The organism is Myxococcus sp. CA056, from assembly GCF_013336715.1.
Lineage (GTDB): Bacteria > Myxococcota > Myxococcia > Myxococcales > Myxococcaceae > Myxococcus > Myxococcus llanfairpwllgwyngyllgogerychwyrndrobwllllantysiliogogogochensis.
The window spans coordinates 69,310-86,178 of sequence record NZ_JABUMT010000004.1 but is presented as its reverse complement, the minus strand read 5'-3'; the positions used below and the strand labels follow the sequence as shown (position 1 = coordinate 86,178).

Genomic DNA, 16,869 nt, shown 5'->3' with positions numbered 1-16,869 from the left:
ACGGCCGCGCCTAAACCCCTCGACGTCTCTTGCGCGAGAGCGCGGGGAGCATCAACAGGGCGAGTCCGAAGAGGAGCTGCTCGCCCCCACCCGCGCAACCGCAGGACTCCGATTCCGCCGGAGGATTCCCACCCGCATCTCCAGGCCCACCGTCGCCGGTCCCCGCGTCCACCATCCCCGCGTCACCCTGCCCCGCGTCCAGCGGCCCACCGTCGCCGGAGCCGGCGTCACCCGCCCCAGCGTCCACGGGACCCGCATCCGGCGCTGGCGACACGAGCACGGAGAACTGGCAGGAGGCACGGTGGCCCGCGTGGTCCGTCGCCGATGCCTCGACCGAGGTGAGCCCCTCGGGGAAGACCGTCCCTGAAGGAGGCGTGCTGACCACCACGGGAGCCGGGTCCAGCGCATCGACAGCCGTGACGGAGAACGCCACGGGGATGCCGCTCTTGCCCGTCACCTGGGTCGGGCACGTGAGCTGGGGCGGCGAAGTGTCGCGTCGGATGGACACACGGTTGACGGCCGTTCCGCCCACGGAGGTGGCGGAGCAGGTGAACACCCGCTCCAGCGTGTCCACGGTCACCGCCGCGCTGCCGCAGCCGTTCGTGTCGGTGACGGAGGATTCCAGGTCCCCTACGGACCAGGTGAGCGAGACGTCGCCCACGTAGAAGCCGTTCTGCCCCAGGGTTCCCGTCACCGTCGGCGCGATGTGCGGCGGCGTCGTGTCCATGTCCAGCGCGAAGGCCTCCCGCCCGACGACGGGGTGTGTCGCCGCGACGAACAACGCGCCGCCGAAGAAAACGGGGGCCGATGGCGACGAGGGCATGATGCCCGGCGCGTAGTCCGCGACCAGCGTGGGCTGATTCGCGTTCACGGCCAGGGAGCAGAGCTCCACGCCCACCTGCCCGTCCGGATCACAGTCCAGGTACACCGTGCCGTGGAGCGTCTCCAACCAGGTCGTGCCATGAACGGACCCCAGCACCCGCGTTCCCGAGGGAGTGCCGTTCGTCCGCACCAGCGAGCGGCCCGCATTCGTCTGGATGAGCAGGACGGCCTCCCCGGCTTGCAGGGTGGCATCCAACAGCTTCGTGTCCCCGGCCCCAGGCTCGAAGTCTCCCAGGCCGCGCGCCCCGGCTCCGTCCAGAACCCAGACCTCGCGCCCGCGTGCCCCGTCCACGGCGGTGAAGAACACCCACGACCCCAGACCCTGAAGGTCACGGGGCGACGTGTTCTCCGTTCCAGGCACGAGCCTTGTCCCCGCCGGTGTTCCATCACTCGACGCGAGGGAGGTCGCGTTCGCGACGAAGGCCACCCTGTCGCCATAGGCCACGGGAAGACCGGCCTCGAAGGTCGCCAGCCGCACCAGGGCTCCTGCTTCGAGCGTCCCCGTTGCTCGGTACAACTGCTGGGTCCCCGAGGTGGAATCAGGCTGGCGGAAATAGGCGCGAGCTCCCGCCGCGACGAGCCCCTGCGGGTACCCCACGAGCGGCTGCAACGCCTGGGTCCCCGCGCTCGTGCCATCGCTCCGGGCCAGCTCATAGCCCGACGAGCCCCTCTCCCGGGCAATCAACACCCTGGCCCCCACCTGCACCATGTCGAGGGCGCTGGAGAGGAACACGGCATCATCCGGTGCGCCCTGGGTGGCACGGACCGCGCGGCCCTCGAGGAAGACGAGCGTGCCCCCCAGGAGGGCTCGACGCCCGTAGGGGCTCCCTCCCGAAAAGGACTCGCCGCGCAGCACCTGCGTGCCCACGCCATCGGTGCGCAGCAACTCGATGCGGTTGTACGCCGGCCGCGTGCCGAAGTACGCGAAGGAACCGTCCACCGTCCAGTTCTCGGGTGATGAGTCCTGGTTCGGGGGCATCCAGACCCGCGTCACCGGCCGCTCCGGCACGCCCTCGGGGAGGACATGGAGCCACACCGCTGCATCGTCGAGGGTGAAGGCCGCCATCCCCGCCGTCGTCATCACCACGCTGCTCGTGATTCCGGTGGCGACCCGGGACACGCCCATCGCGCTGCCATCCGTCCGCCACAACGAGAGCGCCCCACCCTTCGGCGTCGCGGTGAACAACAACTGCCCCGCTCCGGGATGAAGGGCGGCGAACGCCGTTCCGTCGGCTCCCGCGCTGAGGTCCGAGACCATCACGGTGCCCTGCTCCGTGCCATCCGAGACCCAGAGTTCCTCGCCCGTCAGCGCGTCGCTCGCCGTGAAATAGAACAGCGAGCCGACCTGTGCGCTCAGGATGGTCGAGGGAAGCGCGGCGAAGCGGCGCACCACGCGCGGCGCGGCCGTCCCATCCCAGGCGAACAGGGCGGGCCCCAGGTCATCGGCGCCGACATAGATGGACTCGTCGCCCAGCAGTCCAACGCCCCCTCCCTTCCGGGTGAGCGACTGCGCGAGGCGCGTTCCCTCTGGGGTGCCATCCGTGCGCCAGAGCTGATAGCCCGCGTCGACAGGGACGACGATGGACCTCACCGTTCCGCTTGGATTCAAGGCGTGTTCCCACACCAGGGTGCTGGAGGACGTGATGGTCGCGAGGGGCAGGGTCCCCTCGGAGGTGCCGTCCGACACCTTCAACCAGTGGGTGTAGGACGTGCTGCCCGCCGTCCAGCTCCCGAACACCACGCGACTCCCCAGGTCCAGGTCCAGGCTCATCTTGGAGGTCATGGTCACAACGAGCCGGGTGCCCTCGGGGGTTCCATCCGTCACGTGAAAGTGCGAGGTCGTCCCGCCAGAGAATCCCGAGGAGAACCAGAGCTGCCCACCCCTGACGAAGGGCTGGACGACGCGAGAGCCCACTGACGGGTCGACCGCATGGATGAGCCGCGTGCCGGCGGCGGTGCCATCGGTCCGCCAGAGCTGGTTGTAGGCGCCCAGATAGAGCGCGCCGTCAAACTCGACGAGGTGATAGGTCGTGTCGGTGATGCCCTCCGAGCCGGCCCTCGTGTCGGCGACGAGGCGGGTGCCCTCCGGGGTTCCGTCCGTCACCCACGGCTCGAGTCCATGCACACCATCGTTGGCCAGGAAGTAGAGGGATTGTCCCCAGACCTTCGCGCCATTCAATGCCAACAGGCCCCCGGCACCGGGCAGGCTGTCCCTCAAGAGCCGGGTGCCCGCGGGTGTCCCGTCCGACGTCCAGAGTTCCAGGCCATGGACACCGTCATCCGCTCGGAAGACGACCCTCTCTCCCAGCACGGCGAGGAAGAAGGGATGGGAGCCGCTCGACCCTGGATGAATGTCCTTCACCAGCCACACACGGCCTTCAGCCGCGTTGGCGGCCCATAGCTCCAGGCCCGCCTGCGTGTTCAGGGTGAAGAAGACGGTGTCTCCGACCGAAGCGAGGACGGATGCACCGGAGAAGTCCTCACGCGCCTGGGGGTTGAGGTCCGCGAGCAGACGCGGCGACGCGGCCAGGAGACACAGCGCCAGCAAACCACCGTTCAACATGGAGTATCCCTAGGGGTGTGGAGCAGCGACCTCCCGCTTTAGCCCACCCTGCCCTCCAACGAATACGTGTTTCGTGGCGGCCCTGGCTCAACCCATTCATGCCTGGTACCAGTCGCCCGTCGACCTGAGGAATTCCATCCCGAATTCAATCAGCTTGTTCTGGTCGTTGCCGCACGAATTCAAGACCTGGCAGACCTGCCTTTTCGTCTCTTGAGGCGCCCCCTCGAGGTTGTACTTCCGCCAGACACACCTCAGGATTTGTTCATCGAAAGCCTGATCGAACAGGCCGCGCGGCCCAATGGGTGTGGCCTTGTTCTTGACGATGAATTTCGCGCCGATTTCGCAAAAATCGGTCAGCACCTGGATGCGGAGCGGCTTGCGCTCCCTGGGCAATCTGCCGGCAGTCATCTCATCAAACATCCACAGGATCTTGCGCAGCCTCGCGCACTGGATGGCTTGCTCGACCGTCAAGGACTGCTTGTTCTCAATCCATTCTCCGAGCGTATCAAGCTGGACGGGTTGATCCAGGGGGACGGCCTCGACACCCGGCGCGAGCGTCAGGATCTTCCCCGCGAACTGCCCGCTGTACATCAGCTCCAGGAGCCCCGAGGAGTGCAGGCCATACCTGACCTCCTGCAGTTCGGAGGTGCCGGGGGAGTCGGGACTCCCTCCATAAACGACGCTCGAAAGCAGGGTCTTGTGCTCGTTCGAGGACTTGTCGTACGCCCCCTTGGGGGCCGCCGAGCCATTGAAGAGGGCAATCTGGTAGATGCTGGGCCTGTTGCACGACTTCAGGAACCGGCTGACGATCCGCTCGACGGACCGCCATCGGGCCAGCACCTGCTCCTTTTCGTTCTGGACGGTGTTGGGACCGAAGGCGAGGTTCGTGTCCTTCATCTCGATCTCCAGGCGGACCTGTCGGTTTCCGTCGAGGTCCATCGAATGTTCTTGGAGGTAGGCCTCGATGATCTGGAGCCAGCGGTCGAGGGTCAGGAATCTGGGTGGCAGGTTGCCCGAGGGCACGTCCTTGACCTTCGCGCCCGTCAGCGGAGGCACGAGCCCCCTGTTGTTCTCTTGATTGAACAGGGCCTCGATATGCTGCGTGTGGGTGACAATCGGGACCGCGTCCTGGCTGAACCAGACATCGCATTCGACGCCGCTCAGCTTCTTCTTCCTCCAGGCTTCGAGCGCCTTGATCACGGCGCCTTCGCTGTTTTCATGTTCGTGCGTATAGGTGAAGAGACTGTCGAACACCTGTCGCTCATACACCTTGCGGACCTTCTCGAAGGTGGCCCCGTCCCCGCGATGCGCGATGACGACGACCTTGGAGCGCATGTTGCGCTCCTTCCACTGCGCGTCGAGACGTTCAGCGAGCCTCCGGGTGATTTCAGTTCCCGGGCAAACAGCGCTCAGCGCGGTGGAAATCTGATTATTGAGATAGAATTGTTGTTCGTTGGGCTTGCGCTCGGCGCACCAATACTTCAACAGCGAATAGCAACCCAGAATCGTTTGATCGAGCGACGCGGCGGTGGCGGTGGCGTTCTGGAACTGGCCCACCGCGCCACGCTTGAGGCGACCGCTGATGCGGTTCAGCTTGCGCATGCCCTTGTCGGACAGCACGGCGCGGGCAACCAACTCCCGCCACTCCTCATCGAGGGAAGACCAAAGCGTCGGGTTCTCCTCGATCTTCGCGTCAAGCTTTGACGGATCCCACAACTCAGCCACGATAGACCTCGTTCCTTGATAGATGAGTTCCCCTGACGCCGTGGAATCGCTGCGACCGCGCGAGGCAGGCCCCTGCTCGGGCGAGCCTTGTGTGGCGGATGGGGCCGTCGTCGCGGTGTCTCAGGAGCATCAGCCAGTCAGAGCCTTCTCGGGGGGAGCCGAGGCCCACTGCAAGCGATGCACCACGCGACCTTCAGTCATGCGTCGCGCGGGCGGGAGTTCGAGGCCGCGTATGAGGAGGACGCAGTGCGTGACTGGGGCGTTCCATCAGGACGCACACCTCCGTCCTGTCCCTGTCGACGAGGCTCAGTCGGGAGTGGACCGGGCTCGGGCGCGGGCGCCTTCGAGGACGACCTTCAGGCCGCGCGGCTCGTTGCGGGTGAAGGTCAATGACAGGTGGGCGCGCTGACACAGCTCGCGGGCGATGGCGACCCCAAGGCCACTGCCTCGCGGGTCTCTCTCCCGGGCGCCGCTGGCGCGGAACAGACGCTCGCCGAGCCGTCCCAGGTCCTCGGCGGGCACGCCGGGGCCGTCATCCAGGACGGTGAGCCGGAAGCGTTCGGGGCCCGCCTCCTCGAGCACGGCCACCACGTTGCCGCCCGGGGTTCCATGGGTGATGGCGTTGTGGATGAGGTTGCCCACCGCCTGCTCCAGCATCGTCGGATTGCACCGCGTCCACAGCTCGAGGTCCGGGCGGGCCACGTCCAGCGTGAGTTGCTTGCGACGCGCCAGCAATGACAGCCGGCGCACCACGCGCTCCACCAGCATCCCCAGCGCGGCTCGCGGCTCGCCGTCCAGAGGGTCCACGCCCTCTCCCAGCTGGCAGGCCAGGCGAAGGTTGTCCACCAGGGCGGTGAGGTAGACGGTGTCCTCGATGCCGCGCACCAGCAGCTCGGAGAGCTCCTCGGCGGGGGCGGACGTGGCGAGCTCCAGGGAGAGCTGGAGCGAGGCGATGGGCGTCTTGAGGTCATGCGCCACGTTGGACAGGAAGCGCTCCAGGGCCTGCTGTTGGGCGAGGATGCGCGCGGCATCCGACTGGACTCTCGCCTGGGCGGCATCCAGGACGCGCGACAGGTCCGCCAGCTCGTCGTGCGCCGCGTCGCGCGTGGAGACATAGGCCGCGCTGCCCAGGCCGCTGGCCGCGCCGTGCAGCCGCCTCAAGCGCTTGAGCAGCGGGGTGATGACGGAGATGGTGGACGCCGCCGCCAGGAAGGCGGTGAAGGTGAAGGCCGCGAGCATGAGCCAGCGTGCCTCGCTCATGCGGCTGACCAGGGGAGGCCACCGGTACTCCAGCAGGCTGCACGGCCCCGCTTCGGCCACGCGCATCAGGAGGCTTCCACCCCACGCGCTCCCGTCGAAGCGCGGGAAGTGAATCGACATGGGCTGCGCGTCACCCGCGGCGAGCTGCTCCACCAACGCGGGGTCCGGCCCTTCGCCCGAAGGGAGCGGAGCACGAGAGAGGACGCGGGCCACGTCGAAGGCGCGGACCTGGAGGCCCTGGGGCGAGGTGTGGCTCCAGCCCTCGGGCGCGGCGCGGCAGGCGTCGCCGTGGGTCTCCAGCATCGCCTCGGTGAACAGGCGCGCGCTGCTCCGCGCGGACAGCTCCGCGGCCTTGTGGAACGCGACATACGCGGCCGACATCGTGGCCAGCAGCCCCAGGAGCAACGAGGCGATGGCGGTGCGCCACACCAGTCCATGCCACATCCTCACGCGCCACCCTCCAGGTCGAAGCGGTAGCCGATGCCCCAGGCCGTGCGCACGTGCGCGCCCGCGGAGCCCAGCTTCTTGCGGATGCGGGCCACGTGGGAGTCCACCGTCCGCGCGTCCCGCTCCTCGTTGGTCGGCAGGACCTGGTCCGCGATCTGCTCTCGCGTGAGGGCGCGGCCAGGGCGCTCGGCGAGGTACAGCAGCACGTCCAGCTCGGTGCGGGTGAAGGACACGAGGCCCTGCTCCTCGCGAGTGACGGTGCGCGCATCCAGGTCGATGCTCACGTCCGCCCAGCGCAGCACCCGGCGGGCGGGCGTGTCCGGCAGGCGGAGCCTGGCGCGGATACGGGCGATGAGTTCCTCCATCCAGAAGGGCTTGGCCAGGTAGTCCGCCGCGCCCAGCCCGAAGGAGCGCAGCCGCGCCTCCAGCTCCTGCCTCGCGGTGAGGACGATGATGGGGACATGGAGCCGGTGGTGCCAGGCCTCGAGCAGCGCGAAGCCGTCCGGGCCCGGCAGGTTCAGGTCCAGCACCACCAGCGCGGGAGGCTCCTTCTGGGCGGCCTCCAGCGCCAGGTGCCCGTCGGTGGCGAGCGACACCTGGAAGCCCGCGAGCTTGAGCCCGCGGACGATGCCCGCGGCGATGGGAGCGTCGTCCTCCACGACCAGGATGGTGCCTTGCGAGTCCATGGCGGACGACCTCCGATGTGGGGTTCAGCCTAGCTGGCGACGGCCTGGGGCGTGGAGTTCGCGGCGGGCGTCACCTCGAACGTGGAGTTCGGGTCGGGGGGAGTCGTCCCCAGGCTGTTCGCGACGGTGATGGGCCCCGACTGCGCGTCCTGAGGGACGTGGAAGCCAAGCTGCGTGTCGCTCACCACCTGGTAGCGGTCGACCGGAGTGCCTCCGTCCATGAATACGCCCGTCGTCCCGGTGAAGCCCGAGCCCTCCACCGTGACCTGCGTGCCGGTGGGGCCGGACATCGGGGTGATGCGCGTGACGGTGGGCTGCACACTGGAGTCCACCGAGAAGCGCTGCGTCGACCGCGCGCCTCCCTGCGCGGTGACGACCTGGAGGGGACCCTGGATGGCGCCCGAGGGCACCTCCGCCGTGAGCTGCGTGTCGCTCTGCACCGTGTAGCTCGCGGGCATGGCCGAGTCGCCGAAGCTGACGCGCTGCGCGTCCGTGAAGCCGCCACCCCGGATGCACACCTGCGTGCCCACCCCGCCGCGCGCGGGCGAGAAGCTGTCGATCCACACCGCGTGCGGGACGGTGAAGGCCATCGAGGACGAGCCCGGGCCCGCGTCGTTGGTGACGGACAGCGGCCCCGTCTTCGTGCCGGTGTCCACCACCGCCACCAGCTCCGTGTCGCTGTGCACCTCGTAGGTCCGCGCCGGCGTGGCGCCGAAGTTCACCCCCGTCGTCCCGGTGAAACCCTTGCCCGTCACCGTCACCTGCGTGCCCGCTCCACCGGAGTCCGGAGAGAAGCTGGCGACGGTGGGCTTCGTGCTCGTGCGCACCGTGAAGGCCGAGCGGCTGGCCGTGGTGCCCCCGGGGGTGGTGACGAGGATGTTGCCGCTGACCGCACCGGGCGGCACGGTGGTGGTGAGCCGGGTGCTGCCCTGGAGGGTGATGGGGGCCTCCGCGGTGGAGTGGGTGCCGAAGCGCACGCTCGTGGCGCCGGTGAGGTTCGTCCCCGACAGCGTGACTTGCGTGCCCGCCTTGCCCGACGTGGGCGACAGCTGCGTCACCGTGGGCGCCGCCACGCAGGTGAAGGTCTGCGGCGAGTCGCGGGTGTCCACCGTGTTGGTGACGCTGACGGTGCCACTCCTGGCGCTGTTGGGCACGTAGGCGAGGAGCTGCGTGTCGCTCGTCACCTCGAAGACGCCCGCGGACACTCCGCCGAACTTGACGCCCGTCGTCCCGGTGAAGCCCGTGCCCGTGAGGGTGACGGCGGTGCCCCGCCCTCCGGTGAGGGGCGACACGTCGGTGACGGCGGGCGCGGTGACGCTCAGCACCGTGAAGTCCTCGGAGGAGTGGGCCATGCCGGAGGGCGACTGCACGGACACGGGGCCACTGGTGGTCCCCGAGGGTGATGTGGCGGTGAGCTTCGTGTCGCCCACGACGGTGAAGGGCACCTCCACCGAGGGAGTGCCGATGAGCACCACCGTGGTGCCCGACAGCCCCGAGCCGGTGATGGTCACCTCCGTGCCCGGCTTTCCGTGGGAAGGCGAGACGCCGTCGATGCGCGGCGCGGGGAGCACGTTGAAGGCCGCGTTCGAGATGCCGGTGCCCCGGCTGTTGGTGACGCGCACGGGGCCGGAGGGGGTCCTCAGTCCGAGTTCCGCGGTGAGCTGCCCGTCATCCAGCACGTTGAAGCCGGAGGCGGGCACCCCGCCGAATGTCACCGCCGTGGCGCCGGTGAAGCCCGAGCCCGTCACGGTGACTTCCGTCCCCTCCGCGCCGGAGGTGGGCTTGAAGGCGGAGATGGAGGGCACCTGACTGCCCTGCACGGTGAAGCCCTCCTGGGTGGCCGTGCCGCTCGGAGTCACCACGGTGATGGGGCCGGAGATGGCGCCGCCGGGCACGGTGACGATGAGCAGCACGTCCGACACGGGGGAGAACGACGCGAGGATGTCCTCGCTGAAGTAGACCGCCTGCGTGGAGAGCAACCCCGTGCCCGACAGCTTCACGTCCTCACCGAGCTGGGCGCTGGGCGGGTAGACGTCGGTGAGGTTCGGAGCCTGGGCCACGGAGAAGGGCTGGGTGCTCACCGCGCTGCCCGCGGCCGTGGACACCTGGATGGGGCCGCTGGTGGTTCCTTCCGCGACGCGGGCGACGAGCTGCTTGTCGCTCCAGGTGCGGAAGTAGTCGGCGGGCGTCTGGTTGAAGCTCACCGAACTCGCGCCCGCCAGCCCCGAACCGGTGATGGTGACCATGGTGCCGGGCGCGCCCCCCTTGGGGTTGAAGTCCGTCACCACGGGGGCGGCGGCCCTCTTCACCGAACTGGACGCACCACGCTGGGCGCCGGAGCCGCCGGGCGTGAGCTGCCCGTAGAAGTACACGCCGCTGTCGAACAGGATTTTCTGGAGCGCGAACGTCTGCCCCGTGCCCTTCAGGTCGATGAAGTCCTGCAGGTCGGCGAGCGTCGACTGCGCCTTGTTCTGGATGAAATACATCACGGCCATGTAGATGCCCGCGATGACGCCCGCGAGCATCGCGATGATGGGCAGGCCGCTGCCCATCAGTGCCTCGAACGTCTGCACCACCGGGTCGCTCGTGTCCGGGGTGATGCTCACCTTCGGGTTGGCGATGTCGTAGTACGGCTCCTGCACGCCCTCCTTGTTCGCCTTGACGGTGAGGGTGAGGGTGCCGGACACCGAGACCTTCATGTGATGCGCGGTGCCCTTCATCGACATGGCGATGCCGCGGTTCGTGACGCTGAACGTGAGCGAGGTCAGGTGCAACGTGGAGCCGTTGAGGCTGGCGTCAGTGGGCTTGATGAGCGAGAGCACCGGTGGGCTCCCCGTGACGTGCAGGTCCGACTCGGGGATGTCCATCTTGTCGGCGATGTTCGGCAGCATCTGCTCCAGGAGATAGGCGTCATCGATGAGGATGGCGGCGTTCTGCTGCGCGGAGGTGGTGAACGCGGGCGCGGTGGGGAAAGGCACCGGCGCGGGCCAGCTCGGCGGCGGCGCGTGGCCATTCATCAGGAGGAGGATGCAGTCCGGGTCGTTGCTGTCCGTCACGGAGAACACCGCGGTGGTGGGCAGGCGCGGCGGCGCCGCCGTGACGGAGAGGGACTTGCCCTGGGTGACGGACGACTGGAGGAGCGAGAGCGTCGCCGACTCGATGAGGGACGAGACGCTCGACGGGGGGCTCATCGTGACGGTGAAGGTGTTCTCCGGGTCGAGGAACCAGAGGAAGTTGTGGGCGTTCGCGTCGTCCTCGGACGTCGACTTCGAGGCGGTGACGGACATGGCACCTCCCTGGAGCGAGCCCTGCGTCTTGTTGACGGCGTTGACCACCTGGCTCGACTCGAACGTCCACACGCCCAGGAGACCTGGCTGGGGCAAGGGCAGCGTGACGTTCATGGCCTGCTGGAGCTGCGCGGCGGTGCGCGCGACGTTCCACAGCCGCACCTGGGTCAGGTCTCCTTGAGAGCCCTGGCCGAAGCTCAGGTCCTTGCCGGAGGTCTTCTGCCGCGAGGACAGCGTCGCGGTGCCCTTGGACTGGCCGTCCACGTAGAAGGTGATGACCTGCGCGGCAACCGACACCGCCACGAAGTGCCAGAGGCCGTCATCCAGCACCGCCGCCGTCCCCGGAGCCGGATAGCGCTGCCCGCCCCACGTCACCACGGGCAGGCCGTCCTCCACGCTCAGCACGAAGCCCTCCGCGGGCAGCGATACCAGCGTCCATGGCGCGGTGGAGAGGCCGCGCACCCAGGCCTCGAGCGTGAGCGCCTGACTGTCCAGGGTCCACGTCCCGCCCGCGAGCGCACGGCAGTCGGCCGCGCCGTTCGTGGCGAGGTACGACGCCGGATAGACGCAGCCCATGGCGAGGCTCGCCAGCTTGATGCCGATGCTCAGCGTCCCGTCGACGTCCTGGCGCGCCACCGTCCCCGTGCAGGGGGCACTGAAGACGACCTCGCCCGCCTTCGGGTCCAACGTCAGCGCCAGCTCCGTCAACCCCAGCGTCACCGAGCCATTCTTCAGGGGAATGGTCGGGTCCTCCGCCCCCGCGCTGAAGTTCTTCGCCATCGTCGTCAGCAGCGACGCGTCCAGGTTGACCGCCGCATCCCACCCTTGATTCACATCCGTCATGACTGTCTCCCCCTCTGTGGCGCCCCAAGCGCCAGGCAAGGTGGGAGGAGGATGCGTGGAGGGTATGGAGGAAGTGTGGAGGGCCGGGACTACCCGGTGCCGAGGGTGCCCAGCAGGTTGCCTGTCTTCGCGTCAAAGACATCCAGCCACATCCAGTGTGGCACATAGAGCCGGTCGCCCTGTTTCCGGATGCTGGAGGGGAGCGAGCCGTCCTTGGAGCGGGGAATGGGGACATCCCAGGTGGCGACCCCGGTCCTCGCGTCCCGGCGGACGAGTTGCATGCCGCCCGCCTTCAACCTGTAGCCGACGTAGATGAGCGCTCGCGAAATGCGCCGGGAGTCCCCGCGCCCTGGCGGCGAGGCGGCGCTCGCAGGGATACGCTGCGACATGCCATCGCGGTCGGGCGCGTCATGGGGTCGACGAATCTCCCAGCGAGTTTGTCGCCGCGAGGCTCGGTAATTGAAGGTGTCGCGGCGGACCGCTCCCGTGCTCCCAGCCGTCGTGCCGACCCGGCGGCGCTCAGCAGCGGAATATTCCTGAAGGTGGGGTGGCGGAGCCCTTGCGAGCCACCTTGTGGTATTGACTGGCGTACGAACTGGCGCACATCCCGCCTGTCAGCCGCTCCTCGATTGAACAATCGACCCTATATTTCCTCGAAGTACCAGCCCTGCGACTGAGTCGGTCTGACGCATCTGTTCGTCCGCCTGTGTGCAGCCCGTACGGCCCCGTCCATCGTGACGGGGCGTCCAAAACGACGAGAGCGGGAAAGAATGCGATGGGCAGTCAGAGCACTTCGGGCGTGCATCACCCAAGCCACGTCAGCCCTGGCGTCCCGGCTTCCGCTTGGCACCGGTGAGCACGTGGGCCGCTCCACCGCCACGCTGAGCACGTTGCTCCTTCAGCACGGGGACGACGCCCTTCCAGCAGAGATACGGGGCGCTCAGGCGGGTGAGGGCAACCGTGCTTGACGAAGGTCGACACGCGACCTGCGTCGACGCCTGGCTCGACCGAGCCGACAGGAATCTGTCGACGGAGGCCTTTCTCCAGCTCTTCGAAGCGGCCCTCACCGTGCTGTGGAAACAGACGTTGACCACGCTGGGAGAAGTGACTCTGAGCGCCATCGCTGGACGCGTTCTGCACAATGCCTCCGAGCAGTTCCCGCTCTTCTCGTCCCTCAAGGTCGAACGGCAGAGGGGGCTCCAGTTCGAAGAGCTCCGGGCACAGGTCCGCGCCGGGCGCGACTCCGGTTTGAGGGAGGGCAGTCGATTCGTGCTCGTGGAGTTCCTCACCGTGCTCGGCAACCTGACCGCTGAAATCTTAACGCCGGAGCTGCATGCGGAGCTCTCCAAAGTCGCACTTCCGGAGGCGGTTCGCCCACGCGTCGCCGCGGGCGAGGACACAACGTCATGACGAAGAGATTCGAAATCCCGCGCCTTCAGACGGGCGTCCCCAACCTCGATGAACTCTTCAAGGGCGGCCTGCCCAAGGGCTCCGTCACCGCCGTGTGCGGCCCGCCCGGGTCTGGCAAGACGACCCTCACCCAGCAGATCTGCTTCCACAACGCCTCGGCCGCCCACCGCGTCCTCGCCTTCAACACCCTCTCCGAGCCGACCGCGAAGACGCTGCGGCACCTCCAGCAGTTCTCGTTCTTCGACCCGAAGAAGTTCGAGGAGGGCGTTCAGTTCGTGGACCTCGGCGCCATGCTGCGGCTGAGGAGCTTTGATGCGGCGCTCGCGCTCATCATGGACAACCTCAAGCAGGTCAAGCCAGACATCGTCGTCATCGACAGCTTCAAGGCCTTTGACGACCTGGCGACCTCCAAGGAGGAGCTCCGGATGTTCGGCTATGAAATCGCCGTGAACCTGATGGCTTGGGAGACCACCGCGCTGCTCCTCGGCGAATACGGGCCCGCCGACTACGAGAGCAATCCCCTCTTCTCCATCGTCGACGGCCTCCTCGTCCTCTCCCAGCGCGTGTCCCAGGGCGAGCAGCAGCGCTTCTTCAGGATCGTCAAGATGCGGGGGACGGACCACAGCCGGGACGAGCATCCCTTCCTCATCACCTCCAGCGGACTGGAGATGTTCGCTCCCCGCGAGGCCATCAAACGCGAGTCGATTCCGGAGAACTCGCAGGAGCGCTGCAGGACTCACATCACCAAGCTCGACGAGATTCTCGGGCCCGGCATCCCCTGGGGGTCCAGCCTCCTCCTCAGCGGCGTCGCGGGCACTGGAAAGACCGTCCTCTCTCTCGAGTTCATCTACCGGGGCGCGCTCGCGGGCGAGAAAGGCATCCTCTTCTCTTTCGAGGAGAGCGAGGAGCGCCTCCGCGCCGCCGCGAAGGGCCTCGGCTGGGAGCTCGACAGGGAGATTGAGCGCGGCATGGTGGAGATCGTCTTCATCCCCCAGCCCGACATCATGGTGGAGGCCCACCTCTTGATGATTCGCGAGCGCATCAAGGCCCTGAAGGCCCGGCGCGTGGTCATCGACTCCGTCTCGGTGTTCCTGGACAAGGTGACGGACCCGCAGCTCAGCCGCGAGAAGGTCTTCCACCTCTGCAGCATCGTCCAGAACGCCCAGGCCGTCGGCTTCTTTCCCACCGACATCCCCTACGGCTCCCATCAGGTCAGCCGAAGGGGCGTCGAGGAGACCGTGGTGGACGGCGTCATCATCCTCAGCTCCACGGAGGAGGGCCTGGAGCGCGAGCGCTACGTCGAGGTGTACAAGCTTCGCAACACCGCTCACCTCAAGGGCCGACACGCCATGGCCATTGGCGCCGGGGGGGTCTCCATCTTCCCTCGTTACGGAGAAGAGCTCCGCGTGGAGGCTCCTCCCCCCGCGCTGGAGGCGTCCTCCCGGCTGCGCTCTGGCACTCCCGGGCTCGACGGGCTGATGGGCGGCGGGTTGCTCAGGCGAAGCGCCACCCTCGTCTCTGGCAGCGCGGGCGTCGGCAAGAGCACCTTCGGAATCCAGTTCCTCCTGGAGGGCGCCAGGGCTGGGGAGCCGGGCCTCTATGTCTCGATGGAGGAGGGGCCCGAGCAACTGCTCGCCAGCGCCGAGGCCCTGGGATTGCCGCTGCGCGCACAGCTCGACGCGGGCCTCATCCAGGTGCTCTACGTCTCCCGGGAGCACCTGCGCGCGGGGCAGTTCCTGACCGTGCTGTCGGACCGGATCATGGCGCTGAAGGCCTCACGCGTCGTGCTCGACGCCGCGACGCAGCTGCTGACCGCACACACGCCCATCGACGAGTTCCGTCACGTGCTCTACAAGCTGGTGGTCCGCTTCAAGACCCTCGGAATCACCAGCGTCCTCACGCTCGAGTCGGCCTCGCTCTTCTCCATGGAGCGAGTCACCGACCAGGGGCTCTCCCCCATCGCCGACAACCTGCTCATGCTGCGCTACGAGGAAGCAGCGGGCCGCCTGGCGCCTACGCTGACGGTCGTGAAGACTCGCGGCAGTGAGCATGATCGACGCACGTATTTCATGACGGTCTCGCGGGGGGGGCTGCGAATCGGTTCGTCCGTGAGTGAGCTCCCGACGCCTTCCTGGTCCGCCCCCGAAGACACGAGGCGCTGATGAGCTCTGGTCGGCGAAACAAGGGGCCTCACCCTGATTCGCGAGAAGAGACAGGCGGGCAGCGCACGCGGGACCCGCCCCCCGCCGACCCTTCGTTCGCGAGCCTGGAGCAGGCCTATCGGCGGCTCGAGCACTTGTATGAAATCAGCAAGCTCTTCGCGAGCTTCGAGAGCGTCGCGAAGTCCTTCGACCCGGCGCTTGGCATCCTCGCGAAGTCGCTGCCCCTGCGCAGCGCGGTCCTCATCGAGACAGAGAACGGCCGGTCGAAGATGATCGTCTGGCCGTCCGAACTTCAGGATTCCGAACGGCTGCGAGCGGTCAAGGAACACGCGGAGGCAGCCTACGCCTACCTCGTCGGCGCGAAGTCGACCGAGTCCCTCGGACTGAGTGAGCAGCCGGGTGAGACCCTGCTGCCCTGGCAGGAGAAGCTTGAAGGGAACGAAGAGAAGCGGTTCATCGTCATCCCGCTCGTGGTGGCCCAGCACTCACTCTTCGGTGCCCTTCAGCTCGAAGGGGCCATGTCCCTCGACAAGAAGGACCTGATCTTCGTCAATGCCATCGCCAATCAGCTCGCGATCGCGCTCGAGCGCGACCGCGCGTGGCGGCGCGACATCACCCGACGCGAGAACGCCGAGGAGGAGCGTTCCCAGGCGGAGACGCGAGGCGCCGCGGCCGACCGAGACCGCCTCGTCGCCGAGAGTTCGAGTGACAAATACGAGGCGCTCGCCAGGGAGAATGCCCAACTCTACAAACAGGCGCAGGTCGCGGTGAGAGAGCGTGAGCAGATCCTCGGGGTGGTGTCTCACGACCTGAAGAACCCCCTCTCGACCATCATCATGACCGCCGGCGCGCTCACACAGCAGGGAGCCACCGCGAGGCGGCGGACCGAGCTTCCTGTTCCCCTGGGGGTCGAGCGGATCCAACGCGCGGCCGAGCGCATGATGCGGCTCATCGACGACCTGCTCGACTTCGTGAACATCGAGCGCGGGCACCTCTCCATCAAGCGTCAGCCGAATGACGCGGGCGCGATGGTCAACGAGACGCTGGCGAGCTTCGAGCGCGTCGCGCAGGAACATCGGCTGACGATGACCGCGGAGGTCGAGCCGCGCCTCCCACCCATTCTTTGCGACAGCGTTCGCATCCTCCAGGTTCTGTCCAACCTGGTCGGCAATGCCACCAAGGTCACCGCGGAGGGCGGGAGCATCACCCTCAGGGTCGCGGCGCGTCTGCACGAGTGCGTGTTCGCGGTCGCGGACGATGGTCCGGGGATTCGGAGGGAGGACCTCAAGCACCTGTTCGACCGGTACTGGCGCAGCGGCGAGACCCGGTACGAGGGGACGGGCCTGGGGCTCGCCATCGCGAGTGGAATCGTCGAAGCACACGGTGGCCGCATCTGGGTGGAGAGTGAGTGGGGACACGGCGCGACGTTCCGCTTCACGGTGCCTTTCGCCGAGGACGTCGGCGTGGCCGCCACGCCGTGACGTCACGCCCAGGGACTCCCTGGGGGCAGTCCTGGCGAAGCGCATCGACTGAGCCATGTCTCGCGAAAACAGTGTCATTCCCGGGGCCTCGCGGGCTCGCGCGCTATATCGGGCGATTCGGAA

Annotated in this window: 9 protein-coding genes; 3 read left to right on the top strand and 6 right to left on the bottom strand. The window is 67.8% G+C overall.

Annotated features, from left to right (window positions below; all coding sequences use genetic code 11):
* Window positions 1–10: 10 nt before the first annotated feature.
* The 6 genes from HUA76_RS18940 to HUA76_RS18915 all read right to left on the bottom strand — a co-directional run bounded on the left by HUA76_RS18940 (window position 11) and on the right by HUA76_RS18915 (window position 12,082).
* Window positions 11–3,445, bottom strand: coding sequence for an HYR domain-containing protein (locus HUA76_RS18940; protein ID WP_174461686.1), 3,435 nt, complete (start codon window positions 3,443–3,445; stop codon window positions 11–13).
* Between the two features lie 96 nt (window positions 3,446–3,541).
* Complete coding sequence (locus HUA76_RS18935) at window positions 3,542–5,170, bottom strand: hypothetical protein (protein ID WP_174461685.1); 1,629 nt, start codon at window positions 5,168–5,170, stop codon at window positions 3,542–3,544.
* Between the two features lie 306 nt (window positions 5,171–5,476).
* Window positions 5,477–6,874, bottom strand: a complete 1,398-nt coding sequence (locus HUA76_RS18930) for a cell wall metabolism sensor histidine kinase WalK (RefSeq protein WP_217439918.1) — start codon at window positions 6,872–6,874, stop codon at window positions 5,477–5,479.
* 2 nt (window positions 6,875–6,876) lie between these two features.
* Window positions 6,877–7,563 carry a response regulator transcription factor gene (locus HUA76_RS18925; RefSeq protein WP_174461683.1) on the bottom strand — a complete coding sequence of 229 codons (687 nt, stop codon included), beginning with the start codon at window positions 7,561–7,563 and terminating at the stop codon, window positions 6,877–6,879.
* Window positions 7,564–7,592: 29 nt separating this feature from the next.
* Window positions 7,593–11,693, bottom strand: a complete 4,101-nt coding sequence (locus HUA76_RS18920; protein WP_174461682.1) for an IPT/TIG domain-containing protein — start codon at window positions 11,691–11,693, stop codon at window positions 7,593–7,595.
* An 89-nt stretch (window positions 11,694–11,782) separates the two neighbouring features.
* Complete coding sequence (locus HUA76_RS18915; protein WP_254614336.1) at window positions 11,783–12,082, bottom strand: hypothetical protein; 300 nt, start codon at window positions 12,080–12,082, stop codon at window positions 11,783–11,785.
* Window positions 12,083–12,653: 571 nt separating this feature from the next.
* On the opposite strand from HUA76_RS18915, the gene HUA76_RS18910 reads away from it, so the two are divergent.
* The 3 genes from HUA76_RS18910 to HUA76_RS18900 are packed head-to-tail and all read left to right on the top strand — an operon-like array spanning window position 12,654 to window position 16,746.
* The gene (locus tag HUA76_RS18910) at window positions 12,654–13,103 is read left to right on the top strand and encodes a hypothetical protein (RefSeq protein WP_141646601.1); all 450 of its coding nucleotides are present in this window, start codon (window positions 12,654–12,656) and stop codon (window positions 13,101–13,103) included.
* Window positions 13,100–15,265, top strand: coding sequence for an ATPase domain-containing protein (locus HUA76_RS18905; RefSeq protein ID WP_141646602.1), 2,166 nt, complete (start codon window positions 13,100–13,102; stop codon window positions 15,263–15,265). Before HUA76_RS18910 ends, HUA76_RS18905 begins: the two co-directional genes overlap by 4 nt.
* On the top strand, window positions 15,265–16,746 hold the full coding sequence (locus HUA76_RS18900; protein ID WP_174461681.1) for a sensor histidine kinase KdpD: 1,482 nt from the start codon (window positions 15,265–15,267) through the stop codon (window positions 16,744–16,746). Before HUA76_RS18905 ends, HUA76_RS18900 begins: the two co-directional genes overlap by 1 nt.
* The last annotated feature ends 123 nt before the right edge of the window (window positions 16,747–16,869 follow it).

Excerpts from the sequence above, each read along its gene's own strand:
- HUA76_RS18905 (WP_141646602.1), top strand. The coding sequence starts at position 13,100 with ATGACGAAGAGATTCGAAATCCCGCGCCTTCAGACGGGCGTCCCCAAC.
- HUA76_RS18925 (WP_174461683.1), bottom strand. The coding sequence starts at position 7,563 with ATGGACTCGCAAGGCACCATCCTGGTCGTGGAGGACGACGCTCCCATC.
- HUA76_RS18915 (WP_254614336.1), bottom strand. The coding sequence starts at position 12,082 with ATGTCGCAGCGTATCCCTGCGAGCGCCGCCTCGCCGCCAGGGCGCGGG.
- HUA76_RS18900 (WP_174461681.1), top strand. The coding sequence starts at position 15,265 with ATGAGCTCTGGTCGGCGAAACAAGGGGCCTCACCCTGATTCGCGAGAA.
- HUA76_RS18920 (WP_174461682.1), bottom strand. The coding sequence starts at position 11,693 with ATGACGGATGTGAATCAAGGGTGGGATGCGGCGGTCAACCTGGACGCG.
- HUA76_RS18940 (WP_174461686.1), bottom strand. The coding sequence starts at position 3,445 with ATGTTGAACGGTGGTTTGCTGGCGCTGTGTCTCCTGGCCGCGTCGCCG.
- HUA76_RS18930 (WP_217439918.1), bottom strand. The coding sequence starts at position 6,874 with ATGTGGCATGGACTGGTGTGGCGCACCGCCATCGCCTCGTTGCTCCTG.